Source organism: Marinifilum sp. JC120 (genome assembly GCA_004923195.1).
Classification (GTDB): Bacteria; Desulfobacterota; Desulfovibrionia; order Desulfovibrionales; family Desulfovibrionaceae; genus Maridesulfovibrio.
Window position 1 is genome coordinate 115,670 of record RDSB01000009.1, and the last position, 16,676, is coordinate 132,345.

Below are 16,676 nucleotides of genomic sequence, written 5' to 3' on the forward strand. Positions count from 1 at the left end.
TTACTAAGTTTCCAAATTTCTTTTCTTAATCTTTTCAATGAGCGTGGTCCGCTTGACTCCGAGAAGTTCCGCGGCTTTGTTCTTCACACCACCGGCCTTTTCAAGGGCCTCGATCATGAGCCGATCCTCGACCTTCTCCAGAAAATCTTTAAGTCCCTTGGCTCCCTGCTCTTCCATATCTCCAAGGGTCGGCCAGTTAAACCCGACGGGTTGCATAAGCTCGGCAACCTTCTTCTTCGGTTCCTTACCCACATCCTTCCAGATTTTTTCCGGCAGGTCATCGGGAACGATCTCATCCTCATCACAAAGGATGCACATTCGCTCCATGAAATTTTCAAGCTCACGGACATTACCGGGCCAAGTATAGGAAACCATCATATCCGCAGCATCAGGATCAACCTTCAATGGCTCCATTTCCTTGTCTTCGCAGAAACGACCAAGGAAATGTTTTGCCAACAAAAGCACATCCCCGCCTCTATCACGAAGGGGAGGCAGATGCATGGGAATTACATTGAGACGATAAAAAAGGTCTTCGCGGAATCTTCCGGCAGCGACCTCGATTTCAAGATCACGGTTGGTAGCAGCCACGATGCGCACATCCACTTTTTTAATGGAAGTACCACCGACCCGCTCAATCTCCTTTTCCTGCAAAACCCTAAGGATCTTGACCTGAAGACTGAGATCCATTTCCCCGATCTCATCAAGGAAGATGGTTCCGCCGTCAGCCAATTCAAAACGTCCCGGACGGGAGCGTACCGCATGGGTGAAGGCCCCTTTCTCATGCCCGAAAAGTTCCGATTCCAGTAGTTCCTTGGGGATGGCCCCGCAGTTTACCGGAACAAAAGGCTTGTTCTTGCGTTTGCTGTTGTGGTGCAAAGCACGCACAAGCAGTTCTTTACCCGTGCCGGATTCCCCGGTGACCAGCACGGTACTGTCTGTCGGCGCCACCTTTGCGAGAATCGCAAAGACCTCCTTAAGCGCAGGACTGTTTCCAATTATACCACCTAAATTAAGAGCCATTCGGCCTCCAAAAAATTCTATTCCGGGGGAACTTTTTCGTTCTGTTCCGCCTTGTACGGACTACCCCATCATATAAACATGGGACAACCCTACACATTCACTGTCAATGAAATGACACAAAGTCAATATACATTTGAATTTTTCTTGTAAAAATCAAATAAAAAACAGCCGAATATCCTGATTTCGTATTCCATAAACAGGAATCACTCCATATCTTCCAATTCTTTGCCTTTGGTTTCTCGGACCAGAAACATGACAAAGAGAAAAGATAGAGCCGCGAAAAAAGCATAGATAGAGTAGGTTGATCCCAATCCGATCCACAGCACAAGCGAAGGAAATGAAGCGGAAACAATAAAATTCGCAACCCATTGCGCCCCGGCACCAAGAGCAAGGGCAGAAGCCCGGATACGATTGTTAAACATCTCACCAAGCAGCACCCAGACTATCGGTCCCCATGAGAACCCAAAGCAAAAAACGTAAAGGTTAGCGGAATAAAGCGCGGCTGTAGCCGAAGTTCCGCTCAACACCGGATGTCCGGCAGCATCAAGCGGGGCATTCCCGAACAGATAAGCCAGAATTCCAAGGGTAACCACCATTCCTGCTGATCCGGCCAAGAGCAAAGGTTTGCGCCCTATCCGGTCGATAAGGGCAATGGCGACCAGCGTGGTTACAATGTTCACAACTCCGGTAATAACCGTAATCCACAAAGAATTTTCTTCGGAAAACCCCACACTGCGCCAGAGCATGGAGCCGTAGTAAAAAATCACATTAATGCCCACGAACTGCTGCAAAACTGAAAGTCCCAACCCGATCCAAACGATGGGTTTGAAACCGACTTTCCCCTTGATAGCTGCAAACGAGGCCTTACTTTCAGTCTCGAGCGTAAGCTTGATCTCCTCGATCTTTTCCAACACGTTTTCCCCGAGAACCCGGCTAAAAATGCGTTCAGCCTCATCCTCGCGCCCGGTCCCGATCAAATAGCGCGGAGATTCCGGGATCATCATAGCCGCAAAGCCGTAAAGCAATGCTGGCGGAACTTCAGCCCAAAACATCCAACGCCATGTTTCAAAACCGAACCAAAGTACATTCTCAGCCGATCCCCCGGCAATACCCACCAACATGTAATTACTGAGCATGGCCACAAATATCCCCACCACAATGGCAAGCTGCTGCAATGAACCAAAACTGCCACGCAAATTTGCCGGAGATATTTCCGCAATGTAGGCCGGGGTAATGGCACTAGCCAGACCGATGCCGACCCCACCGAGAAATCGCCAGAAAATAAAATCCCAGACGCTGACCGGAAGCCCGGCTCCGATCCCGCTGATGGTAAACAAAAAAGCAGCAAGCAACATGGGCTTGATGCGCCCGTAACGATCAGAGACCGGACCGGAAAGCAAAGCTCCGATGGCAGACCCGATAAGCGCGAGCGATACTGACATACCCACCAGCACCGGGCCGACCTTGAAATGATCGCCCAGTGCAACCACTGCGCCGTTAATAACAGCAGTATCAAAACCAAAAAGAAAACCGCCAAGAGCTGCGGCAGCGGAGATGAGGAGAACAAAAATTATACTGGCGGATTTTTTGGAATTGGAAGTGGGACTTGCGGACATGCTCACCTTCTTAAAAATTGAGAGATTTGCAACAGAGTAACAGTAACAAACAATACAACCTGTTACCACACTCTCTGTAGCAATGTCATCACAACTTCAAAAAACAACTCGCTTGAAAATAAAAAAGGGAGATACCGACCAAAGTCAGTATCTCCCATTCTTTCTAGAGAAGCTCTCCCACTAACCCCAAAACCAACTATTAAAAGTTTTGGGGAAAGGAATGCAGAGGAAAACACTTTTTTCAAAAAGGGTTTTCCTTTGCCCGCCGGAGGCATTTTTTCTTATTTCTTAGCTCTCTTGGCAATCTCTTTAGCAGGAATAATACCGGTAGCGGAAGCGGAAACAATGTTTCCTGCCACACCCGGACCGTCACCGGCTACGAAGAGGCCTTCCAGCGCGGTTTCAAGCTGATCGCTGGTTTCCACCTGAGTTGAGAAGAACTTAATCTCCGGTGCATAGAGCAAAGTTTCTTCGTTGGCTACACCGGGCACTACGTCGTTGAGCTTTTCAAGACCTTCGATGAGGTTACGCACAATACGCTCGGGCAGGGCCATAGCGATATCACCACAGGTAACGTTCTTCATGGTCGGCTCGACAAAGCTGTTGCGTACACGGTTCCATGTGGAACGGCGACCGCGCTTGAGATCACCGAAACGCTGAAGGATGGGCTTGCCGCCACCGATGATGGTAGCGAGCTTACCGATGGATTCACCGTAAGCCTGATTATCGGTAACAGGTTCTTCGAGCACAACCTTGGACAGGAAGGCAAAGTTTGTGTTCTCGGATTTCTTGTCCATGTAAGCGTGTCCGTTTACACAAACGAAATCCTGATAGTTTTCAAGAGCTACGAATCCACCCTGATTGGTGCAGAAAGTACGGACCTGATCATCATAGGTGTTGGTGCGGATAAAGAAAGTAGGATCATAGATCACGGAACAAAGATCACGCATGATGTCGCCGTGAACTTCAACACGCACACCGACTTCGATACCACGCTGGGTAATAGCCAGGTCATGTTTCTTGGCTACACTGCCCATCCACTCGGCACCCACACGGCCCGGAGCAAGGATAACATTCTTGGCGCGGTATTCGCTTTTCTTGGTAACAACCCCGGCCAGCTCACCATTCTCGATGAGAATATCATCTACGTGCTCACCGGTGCGAAAGGTCACACCCTTTTGCATGCAGTAGTCGGCCATTCCGGCAATGTGTCCGGGCAGGTTATCACTACCAAGGTGCTTCTGCTTGATCAGCAGCAGATCGATGCCGTTTTTGAGGGCATCCTTCCTAATATTTTTAGCTTCCTCCATGTCGGTGGGATAAACCTTACCGTCCATTTTGAAGCGATTGAAAATTTCTTCGGTTTCATCAATGAGGGCTTTAGCCTCGGAAACAGACATAAACTGGGTAAGGTCGGTCTTACCGAGCTTGTGAATATAGTTGAGTTTGCCGTCAGAAAAAAGTCCTGCCCCGCCAACACCGGAAAGAATGTTGCAGGGTTTGCATTTAATGCATTCCTGATCCCCGGTTATGGGGCAATGTCTTTTCAGGGACGCCTTTCCCTTTTCAATGACCAGAACATCAAGATCAGTATTCTCACCAAGATAGAAGGCTGCGAAAAGTCCCGCAGGACCGCCGCCGACAATAATTACATCAAACTCTTTTTTCCCGTTCTCTTTCGGGCTCATAATATACTCCAGATTGGTCTTTTTAGCCTGCTTTACACAACACGCGCAGACATGCCAATATACGCTTTTAACCAGATATTTTCAAAAACACAACCTTTTCTTATTATTTTTCAAACCGAACAAAACATCAATCTAAACAAGATGTTACAAACCATAATACAGACAATCGGTTGCCGTTGAAGCGATCCCTCTTGACCCAGAGCAATTACTTTTCTACATGGTTTATTAAACCAAAAAGGAAAATTCATGAGACTGACAACCAGAAGCAGATACGGAACCAGAATGATACTTGATATCGCCATGCACTGTACATCAGGCCCGGTGCGTATCAGCGACATTGCCAGCCGACAGGGGCTTTCTACAAAATATCTCGAAAAACTTATCCGCGAACTGAAAAAAGCGGGTTTTATCTCCAGTAAACGCGGTCCCGGAGGCGGACACTCACTGGCCATGCCACCGGAAAACATCACTGTCGGCGCCGTGGTGAGAAGCCTTGAAGGAGACGCCGGGCTGGTTGAATGCCTTGATAACGATGAACTTTGCGGACGCATCGATAACTGCCCCACCCGTGAAGTATGGGTGAAGGCCAGCAAAGCAATGTATGCAGCCCTTGATGAAATATCTATCGCCGACCTGCTCAAAGAAGGATCGTTCTGCATTAAAACCAACCCCTACTAGACTACCACAAACCAAACTTTTCCACCCCTGATTCGTACCCGCGGATCAGGGGCTTTTGTTGTTACGAACAATATTGCCCACAGAATGTTCATAACTTCCGCCTACACAGATCAATTTATTCCCTTGCACATAGCCTGAACAATGCAGTATCTTGCTTTTATGATTTACAAACTAACCGCACTTATTGTCATTATCTGCGCCGCAGCCCTGTTCACCGCCGCACATTTTTCATCTCCCCCGGAAAATCTGGGTATCACCGGCGGAAACCTTTCCCCCTGCCCAAACAGCCCCAACTGCGTATCTTCACAAGAAACCAACAAAGATCATAAAATCCAGTCACTCAAAGCGAGTGGTTCAAACAAGACAGTTATGAAGAAACTAAGGTCCTGCATCAGAAAAATGGGCGGAAAAATAACAACCCGCAGCGGCCCATATCTGCATGCCGAGTTCAGGAGCAAATGGTTCCGCTTTGTGGATGACCTTGAATGTATTTATGATGAAGCTGAAGGCAAAATTGATGTTCGCTCCGCAGCACGGCTCGGTTATTCCGATTTCGGAGTAAACAAGAAGCGGCTGGAAGAGTTGCGCAAACTTTTTGAGAAAGAATAAAAAAAAACAGCAAAAGATACTATCAAGAACTAAAATACCACATCTTCACAACTATCAGTTTTAAATATTCGACGAATTCTCCTGCCTGAGCTTAAGGATTGAAGCTAAACCACTATCCGAAGGAGAAACAAATGAATTTTAACAAGAAGATTATGGTAATGCTTGGATTGGCAACTCTGCTCTTATGCATTGCAGGTAATGCTTTTGCCATGAAAGACAGCTACAATTACATGAGCCCAGCAGCACTGCAAAATGCTATTAACACCAAGGCCGACGTTGCCATCGTGGACATTCAGGTAGCTGATGAATTTAAATCCCACCACATCATGGGAGCAATCGAAACATGTGCCTATCCGGTAAAAACCGCCGCCGACACAAATAAACTCAACACTCCCCTAAGCAACCTCAAAAGCTCAACACAGCCCATCGTAGTAATCTGCCCACGCGGAAAAGGCGGAGCGGAAAGAACTGTCAATTATCTCGCCAAACAAGGAATTGCCCCTTACCGCTTATTCATCCTCACCAACGGTCAGGACGGCTGGCCCTATGCTGTTGAATCCAACTAAAAATAAAGCTTCACAAAAGCCCCTTCTGCCAACCCTCAGGCAGAAGGGGCTTTTAATTTGCTACAAGCACACTGCAAACAGCCGAGGCCTCTGCATTCAGCAACCTTTCGTAAATTGTTGACGTCACTGTGTAACTATTGTGTATTACCACAATACCCGCATAACTCTAATCAACGAGGCAAAAGGATGATAAAACTCGGTAAAGCTTGTCTTCTGGCAACATTATTTCTCCTTGCAACAACAATTACAGCCGCAGCAGAATGGAGATTTCCCGGAGAATTCGAAAAGCAGGAGCGGGTTTATCTCGGCTGGCTTAGCAAAGAATATGTTAAAGGCTACCACACCGATGATGTATTGCTGGAAATAGCCAAAAATCTTGCTCCATATACCGACATCGCCGTCTGTGTGCCGGACGTAATCCAGCTTAAACATGTGCAGGATCTGCTAAAAAAGAACAACCTGCCCATGAACAAAATTTCATTTCAGACCATCCCCTTCACCATGCTTTACTGGAGGGATTTCGGCCCCATATTCACAATAAACAAGCAAGGGCAAAAAAGCATCGCCGACTTCAGCTTCAACAGTTGGGGTTATTTTCTGCAATCGAACATTCATTCCCGGATAATGGAACGTATTGACCGGGATATAGCCAAGCAACGCAACATTCCTTCCAGAATGACCCGACTGATCAGCGAAGGTGGTGACAGGGAGCTCAACGGCAAGGGAACTTTACTGGTAACTGAAGCCTGTGAATTCCAGCGCAATCCCAATCTTTCACGTGATGACATTGAGACTAAGTACAAAGAAATGCTGGGAGCAACCAACGTCATCTGGCTGAAAAAAGGAACAGTTGACGACGATGCATACAACACAAGCACCTTACCCGGGCCCGACGGCAAAGGTGTTGCTTACCGTAGCGGCTCAGCTAACAACCACATAGATGAATTTTGCCGCTTCGTAGCCCCGGACACAATCCTGCTGGCCGAAGTAAGCGAAGAAGAAGCGGGCCATGGTCCGGTTGAAGCTGAAAACCGCCGCCGCATGGAAGAAAATTATCATATCCTTAAAAACGCAGTAGATCAGGACGGTAACCCATTTAAAATAATTCGCATCCCCATGCCGGAAACCCTGTTTTTTGAAATAACCCCGCAAGACGAGGTATACAACGGACTGGCTTCATTTCCCCGTTTTTCAGACGGAACCGCTTTTCCCGTAGGTCACCCGGTACAAGTTGTCCCGGCACAGAGCTATTGCAACTTCCTTATTTCCAACGGCGTAGTTCTGGCTCAAAAGTACTGGCGTGAAGGCCTGCCCGAGAAAGTCAAAAAACGCGATGCCGAAGCATTGGCTGTCCTGAAAAAGGCCTTTCCGAACCACAATGTAGTTGCCATCAACACCCTTGGAATCAACTTCGCAGGCGGTGGAATTCACTGCTCTACGCAGCAAGAACCGTACACAGGTAAATAATAAAAATACCATGTCAGCACTCCCGGGTTTAATCTGGTAGAATACCAGTAAAAGCGAAACTCACAAGGAGGGCTGACATGGCTAGACTAACAATATCATCAATCAGTAGGTTTGTGGAAGGCTTTCAGGGGCAACGTTTTTCCGTAGGTCTCGATGTCCATAAGCGCAGTTTTAGTGTGGCTTTGCTTAGACCAGACGGCATGGTTGAAAGCTGGACTACTCCTGCCGATGTAAAAGCCATAACCAACAGGCTGACTTCACTTCCAATATACATTTCGGCTGTGTGCTATGAGGCCGGACCGACAGGTTTCGGCCTAGCGCGCAGCCTCCGCTCCGCTGGCATCAAAGTTATCGTTGCCGCTCCAAGTCGTATTCCCCGCCCAGTTGCCGCTACCAACAAAACCGACAGTCTCGACTGCATAAAGCTTGCGGAACTTGCAGCTTCAGGATTGGTTCGATCAATCGCTGTTCCTAGTGAAAAAGAAGAAGCATTTCGTGCTTTATCGCGAAGGCGCCACCAGCTTACAGATTCAATTCGCAGAGCTAAGCAGCGCATCAGGTCTTTGTTTTTGGCTTTAGGCGTTGTAGAGCCAGCTGGCATAGATAGTTGGAGCAAGTCAGCGATTTTGGCTCTTGAACACCAACCGCTCCCAGCGGGGGCAGCCGAGACTCGCGACAGCCTTCTTGCAGAACTAAGGTATTTCATAATTGCTCAAAAAGAAGTTGATACGAAACTTGAACGGCTGGCGCAGGGACAAGACGAGGTGAGACGCATTGCCGCAATGAGGTCCGTTCCTGGAGTCGGAAAAGTCGTAGCAACAACGTTTGCAGCAGAAATATTTAACCCGAAACGTTTCAGTCACAGCAAAGAAGTTACAGCCTACCTCGGCCTTGCTCCGGTAATCCGCCAAAGCGGAGGCAGCAAAGGCAAAGCAACACTTCGTCCTGTTGGGCAACGGAGATTACGAAGCCTGCTTGTAGAAGCAGCATGGATCTGGAAGCAAAAAGACAAGTGGGCTCAGGAATTTTACAACAGAATTTTGGGCAAGCATGGAGTGCCACAGAAGGCAATTGCTGCGCTTGCTCGAAAACTTGCTGCTTTGCTTTGGCGATTAAGTTTGCCACCGGCAACAGCATAACGGATCGCGGGGGGCTTTTGGTTGCTTAGACAACGGAATAAAAATGGCGATCCATAATTGATTTGGTACCGAATCGGTACTTGGTGCCGCTGAGCACGAATAAGAAAAGGAGTATCAATCACTTACACCGCTAGGTGAGGGTATGCTACGGCCTATGAAAACTTAGAATTAGAACTGGCGGGGTGCTTGACAACGTGCCGCATAAGAAACTCCCGCCGGTAAATCCAGCGGGAGTTTTTTATGATCCAAAGTGTCGCCGCAATCGCTCAATCCATTCGGTAAGCAACTGCGGCTGTCGTCGGAGATCAGGTGGGGAAGATTCCCCTCTGCCTCCTTACTATAATAGTAAGCACTTATTCCGGCTTGGCAATACTTGCGAAGGCACAATGATTGTGGATTGATTCAAAACTTTCCACATCAACTTTGTACCATAAAATTTTCGGATGTTTTTCCAAGCCCATAGCGGCATTTCTAACCACATCCTCAACGAATGTAGGATTTGAAAAACTTTTTTCAGTCACGTGTTTTTCGTCCTCACGCTTGAGCAGAGAGAAGACTTCGCAGGAACCTGAAGCCTCGGCAATCTCCACCAGATCCTCAATCCAGACAAAACCCTTGGATTTGGTCCTGATGTGCACCACTGCGCGCTGGCTGTGTGCACCTTCGTCGCTGATGGCCTTGGAACAAGGGCAAACGGTCATGACCGGAACCTTCACTCCGAGGGTGAATTCCAGATTTTCACCGACCATTTCACCTTCCACCGTACACTCATAACTCATAATACCCTTCCGGCCACTGACCGGGGATTTCTTTTGCAAGCAGTAGGGAAAGCTGAGTTCCGCATGTGCGCGTTCGGCTTCAAGGCGGCGCAGAATATCACTGAGCAGATTGTAAAAACTCTGGTAATCCAGTTCCTCGGTCCAATCCTCCAATGCTTCCACAAAACGGCTCATATGAGTGCCCTTGAAATGGGCGGGCAGATCAACAGATAAAGCTACTTTAGCCATGGTGCTCTGGCTGCCGGATTCCCGGTCACGCACCACAAGAGGGAGGGTCAAATCCCGCACGCCGACCCGATCAATGGGCATGGCGACTTTGGCGGGACTGTTCTGTACATCTTCCATCTAAACAAGTTCCTCACCGGTAGTGGTCAATCCTAACTTACCGTGCTTGACACCTTTGGTAGATATGAGGCGATGAGCAAGTTCCTTGATCTGCTTACCGTCACCCTTGAGCACCATGACTTCGAGGCAGTTATCATGATCCAGATGCACATGCAGGGTGGACATGATCAAGTCGTGACAGTCGTGCTGTAACTCAGTGAGCCGCTGGGAAAGTCCGCTCTGATGATGGTCATAGACAAGAGAAAGTGTCCCGGCCATTTGCCCCTCGGTCTCATCCCACTCCTTCTCCACAAGCATATTGCGGATCAGGTCGCGGATGGCCTCTGAACGGGTCTGATAACTTTTCTCGTCGCAAAGCTTATCAAACTTTTCAAGAAGATCGGAATCAAGGGAAACCCCGAAACGTATTGTTTTACCCATTTCAAACCTCCGTAAAAATCATATGGATTTGCCGGGAACAACCTCCCGGATGTTAACTGTCATTTCCGCATTGCAGCAGGCAGCCTTTTCGGTCAGGGGTAGCGATGTTTTCCAGCCCATACTTTCAAGTTTATCCCAGACCGGAACTGAAACATCACGTCTCGGCTCGGCCATCCAGATGGTGCCGCCCGGCTTGAGTACCCGCCGGAAAAGCTTTTCCAGCGGATCAAAAAATCTTTTCTCGTAAAGTATATCCCCGCCCCAGATAAAATCAAACGAATGTTCGGCAAGGGACGGTTCCCGCCAGTCCATCTGTAACCAGAGCGGCTGCGAAGCTCCGTTGGAAACGGCATTCTCCTTTGCAAAATAAAGCGGCGGCAATTCGTAATCAAAAGCTACAACTTCTGCACCGAGAGACTGACCTATTACGGCGGTAAGCCCCAGTCCGCATCCGAGATCAAGGCATTTGCGCCCTTTGATCAATCCGGAATTGCGGTAGAGCCATTCCCCCAGCAACACACTGGCAGGCCAGAGTTCAGCCCAGTAAGGTAGTCGTTCGTCGTCACCGAATTCATCTTCACCGATTTCGTCCCAAAGGGTCTCTAGATCGGCTGTACGCTCTATTTTCCAGACCCTTCCGGCGGTCTCTACTTCTATTAATTCCCGTTCACCGGAAACATAATCCTTCAATGAAAAGCACTCCTATACAAGAAATATCCAGACGACACTCTATACTTTGTCTGCGTATGTCTTTTTTCGCCAAAAGACAAGCTTTAGTAACACGATCTACCTTGCTGCAAAATTATTAAATCATTAAATTTTAATTTATGGATAATTTTACAGAATATTTTTCTGCAAATTAGGCCTGCTGAAGCCTTTTATTTCTTAAGCAGGAATGCTATCAGGTGCAAGTTATCCATAAAGACACGGTCAAGTAACACAACAAATCAGTCTATCCATAGAAGGAGGCCCCATGATTCCGCAGGAACTTCTTTACGCCAAATCTCACGAATGGCTCAAGGTTGATGGTGAGAACGGAACTATCGGTATCACCCATTTTGCTCAGGAACAGCTCGGCGACCTTACTTTCGTCGAACTCCCGCAGGAAGGCGATACTTTCGCAGCAGGCGACGAATTCGGTTCCATTGAATCCGTAAAAGCTGCCAGCGAAATGTACGCTCCGGTTGATTGCGAAGTTGTCGCAGTTAACGAAGCACTGGAAGACGCACCCGAAAAAGTCAACGAAGATCCTTACGGTGACGGCTGGCTCATGAAAATTAAAATTACCGGCCCCACTGACGGACTTCTTGATGCCGCAGCCTACGAAAAGGTTACCGAAGAAGAAGCCCACTAATCCGGAGCCGCCCTTTATATAATTGTACACAAACTTCCCCGCCGACCGCTTAAGTCAGCGGGGATTTATTTTTTATACCGGAGGACATAATGCCTTACGTACCCCATTCCCCGGAAGAAATCCGGGAAATGCTTGATGTGATCGGCGTGGACTCCGTGGAAGATCTCTTTGCCGAAATCCCGGCTGAACTGCGCCCCAAAAGCTTTGCCCTGCCTAAAGGCAAAAGCGAAATGGCGGTTTTGCAGCAGCTTGGAGAAATGGCCGCAAAGAACACCACGGACCTAACCAGCTTCCTCGGAGCAGGATTCTACGACCATTTCATTCCCACTGCGGTTGATGCACTTTCTTCCCGCAGCGAATTCTACACCGCCTACACCCCCTATCAGCCTGAATCATCTCAGGGGACTTTACAGGCAATCTTCGAATACCAGACCGCCATGGCCCGGCTCATGGACATGGACTACGCCAACGCATCCGTTTACGACGGCGGGTCCGCGCTTTACGAAGCCACCCTCATGGCTGTGCGCAAGACCAGACGCAGGAAAATCATAGTGAGTGAAGCACTGAACCCCATCTACAGGGTCATGCTTGATTCATACACCACCAACCTGAACCTTGAACTTGTCACCGTGCCCCACAACCACGGCCGCACCAACGTCAAGTCCATAACCGCAGCAGTAGACAAAGACACCGCAGCGGTTATCGTTCAGAACCCCAACTTTTTCGGCTCAGTAAACGATTTCACTGAAATGTTTGCTGCCGTTCACGAACACAAGGCACTGGCAATCATGTCCACCTATCCGGTTATGCAGTCTGTACTGAAGACTCCCGGACAGATGGGCGCCGACATCGCCGTTGCAGATGGACAGTCCATCGGACAGCCCCTCTCTTTCGGCGGTCCCTATCTCGGAATCATGACCTGCTCCAAAGCCCTTGTCCGCCAGATGCCCGGTCGTATTGCCGGACGCACAGAAGACGAAGACGGCAAGCCCGGTTACGTTTTGACCATTCAGGCTCGTGAGCAGCACATCCGTCGCCAGAAAGCGACTTCCAACATCTGCTCCAACCAGGCCCTTTGTGCTCTGCGTACCCTGATCCATCTTTGCCTGCTGGGCGAAGAAGGTCTGCGCCGCACTGCCATACTTTCCGTGGAACGCGCCCATTACGCAGCCGAGCGACTCACCGCCATTAATGGCGTTGAAATGTTCACCAAGGGTCCCTTTGGCAACGAATTCGCAGTATCCCTTCCGGTCAATGCTTTTGAAGTCATTGACAAGCTCACCGAGCGCGGCATCATCCCCGGCTTCCCTGTGGGACGTTACTACGAAGGATTTGAAAACGTGCTGCTGGTGGCCTGCACCGAAAAGACCACTGAAGAACAGATCGGCATCTTCGCCGAAATTCTGCGGGGGACAATCTAATGAAGACAGTATTTGAAAAATCCGTTCCCGGTCGTGAAGGCTGCTGGCCTGAAGAACCCAAGTCCAAAATTGAGGACTTCATTCCCACTGAACTTCTGCGTGAAGAAGCGGGTATGCCCTCCCTTTCCGAGCTGGACGTGGTCCGCCACTTCACCCTGCTTTCCCAGAAAAACTTCGGTGTGGATTCCAATTTCTATCCCCTTGGTTCCTGCACCATGAAATACAACCCCAAGTTCACTGAAGTAGTGGCTGCCATGCCCGGATTCGCCAAGCTGCATCCGGTGATCTCCCAGCTTAAGGGAGCAGGCCGTCATTGTCAGGGCGCACTTGAGGTTATCCACGAGACCGAATCCCTGCTCAGTGAACTGACCGGAATGGCTGCATTTACCATGCATCCCATGGCCGGTGCACACGGCGAGCTGACCGGGGTTATGCTCATGGCCGCTTACCATCGTGACAAGGGCAATAAGAAAACCAAAATCGTCTGCCCGGATTCCGCCCACGGCACCAACCCCGCATCCGCCGCAGTTGCTGGATACGATGTTGTTTCCGTTGAATCCAAAGACGGTATCATCACCCCTGAAGCTCTTGCAGAGGTTCTGGATGATGAAGTGGCAGGCGTAATGATGACCTGCCCCAACACCCTTGGTCTTTTCGAGACCCACTTGCAGGAACTGGTGGAAATGATCCACGAGAAAGACGCCCTGCTCTACTATGACGGCGCAAACATGAACGCCATCATGGGCAAGCTGCGTGTGGGCGATGCCGGATTCGACATCGTGCACCTTAACCTGCACAAGACTCTCGGTACCCCGCACGGTGGCGGCGGTCCCGGTTCCGGTCCTGTAGGCGTAAGTGAAAGGGTTAAGCCCTTCCTGCCCATCTCCCGCGTTGAAAAACTGGAAGACGGTCAGTATTACCTTGACTACGACGCCCCGAAATCCATCGGTTACGTTGCTCCCTTTTACGGTAACTTCGGCGTCTATCTTAAGGCTTACGCATACATGCTCCGTCTCGGCCGCGAAGGTCTGACCCGCGCCACCGAAGGTGCGGTCCTCAGCGCAAACTACATGCGTAAACGCCTCGAAAACCACTACGAGATTCCCTACAACCGCATCTGCATGCACGAGTTTGTCGCATCCGCAGTTGAGCAGGCCAAGAACGGCGTACGCGCCCTCGACGTAGCCAAAGCCCTGCTCGATAAGGGACATCACGCCCCGACCATCTACTTCCCGCTCATCGTGAAGGAATGCTTGATGATCGAACCCACCGAGACTGAAAACAAAGAAACCATCGACCGCTTCATCGACGATCTCATTGAGATTGCCGAAATAGCGGAAAAGAACCCTGAAAAGTTGCAGGCTGCCCCGCTTACCACCTCTGTAAAGAGACTGGATGAGACCAAGGCTGCACGTTCCATGGTGATTACTGATGACATCAAATAGTTTCCCGACAGAATCACGCTCCTACGACCTCGTGGTCGTAGGAGCCGGTCCGGGCGGTTTTGACGCGGCCCTTGAAGCTGCTGAGGAAGGCATTAAAGTCGCACTGGTAGAAAAAGACCTGCTCGGCGGTACCTGCCTTAATGTGGGCTGCATTCCCACAAAAATGTACCTCGGTGCAACCTCTCCGGTGGAAGAACTGGCTGCTCAGTCCAAAGCCCGCGTTGCCAAAGGCGAAATCGAAATTGATTTCAAGGCCCTGTGCACCAAGAAGGACCGCTTCATCGCGGCCACCCGCAAGGCCATGGCCCAGAAAACTAAAAAGCTGGGTATTGATATTTACCCCGCTGTCGCCAAGGTGATTGAACCGGGTAAGATAGAAGTTTCCCACCCCGAGGAGCAGGCTGTTCTTGAATATAAGAACCTGATTCTCGCCACGGGTTCCCACCCGACAGCTTTCCCCGGACTTGAGCCGGATAACGAAACTGTCCTCGACAACACCGGATTCCTTGCGCTTACCGAAATGCCCACCTCGCTGCTGGTCATCGGTGCTGGTTTCATCGGCCTTGAAATGGCTCAGATCGCCAGCCGTATGGGTTGTAAAATCACAGTTGTCGATGCCCTTGACCGCATTGCGGTTTATGAAGACCCGGAAGTTTCCAAGACTTTGCAGGGTGTGTTCAAGCGTCACAAATGGAAATTTAATCTTGGCGTAAAGGTTAAGTCCGTAACAGCTGAAGATGGTAAAGCAGTACTGCGAACCGAAGACGGCGAAGAATTCACAGCCGACAAGGCTCTCATCGCCATCGGACGCCGCCCCAATTCCGCAAACCTCGGTCTCGAAGCGTTGGGCGTGGAAACAGTAGGTCCCGGATTCGTCAAGGTTAACGAAAATCTTGAAGCCGCTGACAACGTCTATGCCATCGGTGACCTGAACGGAAAAATTCTGCTTGCCCACGCCGCCAGCCATCAGGCCGGGTACGTGGTCCGCCGCATTGCCGGAAAAACCGATGGCCCATACGAGCACGGTCCGGTCCCGTCCGTTCTTTACGGTGCCCCGGAAACCATGCGTGTGGGTCTCATGCCCGCAGACCTTGAAGGTCAGGGTGAAGTGAAGGTTTCATCCTTCCCGCTGGTAGCCAACCCCATTGCGCAGGCTTATGCATCAACGCAGGGCTTTGTAAAAGTGGTCTGGCTTGATGGACGTGTTGCCGGGATAACCGCGGTAGGACACCATGTTTCCGGTTTCACCACCGCAGCAGCCATGATCGTACAGGAAGGCTGGACCAAGGACGACATCCATAAAGTTGTCTTCCCCCATCCGTCTCTGGACGAAGCTCTTTTGGGCGCGCTCAAGGCTGGGCAAAAACGCCTATAAGTACTTTACTTAATTCAGAATACACAAGCCCTTCTGGACATAATTCGGGAGGGCTTTTTAATAGCAATAAATATATCTAAACCTATAAAACCGCCTGTATACAGATTTAATATTGACCAAACTGACATTTTATACAATTCTCTATAAAAACATTTAGAGGAGAACCGCAGGCAATGTCGGAACACGAAGAAATCATCAAAAAATATGAAGAGAACATTGGATACTACAGAAATAAAGCATCTTCTATAATGGGCGTCGCTTATACTGTAGGTTTTTTCTTAGTGTTCCTGTTTGCATCAGTGGTATACCCCGACCTCATACCAAACCTCATTGAACTCAGTATAACTATACTAAACGCACTAAAAAAGGGCGAAGGTACAGCTATAAAATACCATGACTTCAAACTACAGCTTGAAAATTTACCTATAAACGTTCTATTTTCATCTCTACCGATTTTATTCGGTGGAGTATTTGCAGGATGCCTCTTTACTCACAGATTCCTTTTACAAAAAGCACATGAACTAGAGATTCTAAAATACACCCATCTTTCCAAAAATCATCAAAACATTAGAGAGAAAGAATAAGCCTCCCCTGTCGTAAGGCATACTTTCCAAGCACACGAAAAAGTCCTCTGTTCTATCGAACGGAGGACTTTTCTTATTGGAGCAACAGATTTTCTCCAGATTGCAACAAAATGCTGCAAGTGTTAATATAGTAGACAAGGCTTACTCCTTTGCAATGCCAATCAGGAGGA

At 49.2% G+C, this 16,676-nt stretch carries 17 protein-coding genes; 10 read left to right on the plus strand and 7 right to left on the minus strand.

Translation table 11 applies throughout. The features are described 5' to 3' along the window. Positions 1 to 3: 3 nt before the first annotated feature. The 4 genes from D0S45_10610 to D0S45_10625 form a co-directional block, all read right to left on the minus strand. Entirely contained in the window at positions 4 to 1,020 is a 1,017-nt protein-coding gene (locus D0S45_10610) for a sigma-54-dependent Fis family transcriptional regulator (GenBank protein ID TIH15639.1), read from the minus strand. A 203-nt stretch (positions 1,021 to 1,223) separates the two neighbouring features. Further along, positions 1,224 to 2,636: an MFS transporter gene (locus tag D0S45_10615; protein ID TIH15640.1), complete on the minus strand. Its 1,413-nt coding sequence runs from the start codon at positions 2,634 to 2,636 to the stop codon at positions 1,224 to 1,226. A gap of 62 nt (positions 2,637 to 2,698) precedes the next feature. Further along, complete coding sequence (locus D0S45_10620; GenBank protein TIH15641.1) at positions 2,699 to 2,911, minus strand: hypothetical protein; 213 nt, start codon at positions 2,909 to 2,911, stop codon at positions 2,699 to 2,701. Positions 2,912 to 2,917: 6 nt separating this feature from the next. Then, the gene (locus D0S45_10625) at positions 2,918 to 4,324 is read right to left on the minus strand and encodes an FAD-dependent oxidoreductase (GenBank protein TIH15642.1); all 1,407 of its coding nucleotides are present in this window, start codon (positions 4,322 to 4,324) and stop codon (positions 2,918 to 2,920) included. A gap of 246 nt (positions 4,325 to 4,570) precedes the next feature. Between D0S45_10625 and D0S45_10630 the strand changes: the two genes are divergently transcribed. The 5 genes from D0S45_10630 (at position 4,571) to D0S45_10650 (ending at position 8,783) form a co-directional block, all read left to right on the plus strand. Beyond that, positions 4,571 to 5,002 (plus strand): RrF2 family transcriptional regulator, encoded by a 432-nt coding sequence (locus D0S45_10630; GenBank protein TIH15643.1) that lies wholly within the window; start codon positions 4,571 to 4,573, stop codon positions 5,000 to 5,002. A gap of 159 nt (positions 5,003 to 5,161) precedes the next feature. Beyond that, a complete protein-coding gene (locus D0S45_10635; protein TIH15698.1) occupies positions 5,162 to 5,611 on the plus strand; it encodes a DUF1499 domain-containing protein in 450 nt (149 codons plus the stop codon). A gap of 131 nt (positions 5,612 to 5,742) precedes the next feature. Beyond that, positions 5,743 to 6,177, plus strand: coding sequence for a rhodanese-like domain-containing protein (locus tag D0S45_10640; protein TIH15644.1), 435 nt, complete (start codon positions 5,743 to 5,745; stop codon positions 6,175 to 6,177). A gap of 186 nt (positions 6,178 to 6,363) precedes the next feature. Then, positions 6,364 to 7,644, plus strand: a complete 1,281-nt coding sequence (locus D0S45_10645) for an agmatine deiminase family protein (GenBank protein ID TIH15645.1) — start codon at positions 6,364 to 6,366, stop codon at positions 7,642 to 7,644. A 77-nt stretch (positions 7,645 to 7,721) separates the two neighbouring features. Further along, the gene (locus D0S45_10650) at positions 7,722 to 8,783 is read left to right on the plus strand and encodes an IS110 family transposase (GenBank protein ID TIH15646.1); all 1,062 of its coding nucleotides are present in this window, start codon (positions 7,722 to 7,724) and stop codon (positions 8,781 to 8,783) included. 353 nt (positions 8,784 to 9,136) lie between these two features. Here D0S45_10650 and D0S45_10655 read toward each other — a convergent pair whose 3' ends face one another. Genes D0S45_10655 through D0S45_10665 form a run of 3 tightly spaced genes read right to left on the minus strand, consistent with a single transcriptional unit; the run spans position 9,137 to position 11,017 of the window. Continuing rightward, entirely contained in the window at positions 9,137 to 9,907 is a 771-nt protein-coding gene (locus D0S45_10655; GenBank protein ID TIH15647.1) for a GTP cyclohydrolase I FolE2, read from the minus strand. Then, on the minus strand, positions 9,908 to 10,327 hold the full coding sequence (gene nikR / locus D0S45_10660) for a nickel-responsive transcriptional regulator NikR (protein ID TIH15648.1): 420 nt from the start codon (positions 10,325 to 10,327) through the stop codon (positions 9,908 to 9,910). Between the two features lie 18 nt (positions 10,328 to 10,345). Next, the gene (locus D0S45_10665) at positions 10,346 to 11,017 is read right to left on the minus strand and encodes a methyltransferase domain-containing protein (GenBank protein ID TIH15649.1); all 672 of its coding nucleotides are present in this window, start codon (positions 11,015 to 11,017) and stop codon (positions 10,346 to 10,348) included. Between the two features lie 283 nt (positions 11,018 to 11,300). Here D0S45_10665 and gcvH point away from each other — a divergent pair, with 283 nt between their 5' ends. The 5 genes from gcvH (at position 11,301) to D0S45_10690 (ending at position 16,506) form a co-directional block, all read left to right on the plus strand. Next, positions 11,301 to 11,681: a glycine cleavage system protein GcvH gene (gene gcvH / locus D0S45_10670; GenBank protein ID TIH15650.1), complete on the plus strand. Its 381-nt coding sequence runs from the start codon at positions 11,301 to 11,303 to the stop codon at positions 11,679 to 11,681. A gap of 89 nt (positions 11,682 to 11,770) precedes the next feature. Continuing rightward, on the plus strand, positions 11,771 to 13,102 hold the full coding sequence (locus D0S45_10675) for an aminomethyl-transferring glycine dehydrogenase subunit GcvPA (GenBank protein TIH15651.1): 1,332 nt from the start codon (positions 11,771 to 11,773) through the stop codon (positions 13,100 to 13,102). Continuing rightward, positions 13,102 to 14,547 carry a glycine dehydrogenase subunit 2 gene (locus D0S45_10680; protein TIH15652.1) on the plus strand — a complete coding sequence of 482 codons (1,446 nt, stop codon included), beginning with the start codon at positions 13,102 to 13,104 and terminating at the stop codon, positions 14,545 to 14,547. Before D0S45_10675 ends, D0S45_10680 begins: the two co-directional genes overlap by 1 nt. Further along, positions 14,534 to 15,922: an FAD-dependent oxidoreductase gene (locus tag D0S45_10685; GenBank protein TIH15653.1), complete on the plus strand. Its 1,389-nt coding sequence runs from the start codon at positions 14,534 to 14,536 to the stop codon at positions 15,920 to 15,922. Before D0S45_10680 ends, D0S45_10685 begins: the two co-directional genes overlap by 14 nt. 173 nt (positions 15,923 to 16,095) lie before the next feature. Beyond that, positions 16,096 to 16,506: a hypothetical protein gene (locus D0S45_10690; protein TIH15654.1), complete on the plus strand. Its 411-nt coding sequence runs from the start codon at positions 16,096 to 16,098 to the stop codon at positions 16,504 to 16,506. The last annotated feature ends 170 nt before the right edge of the window (positions 16,507 to 16,676 follow it).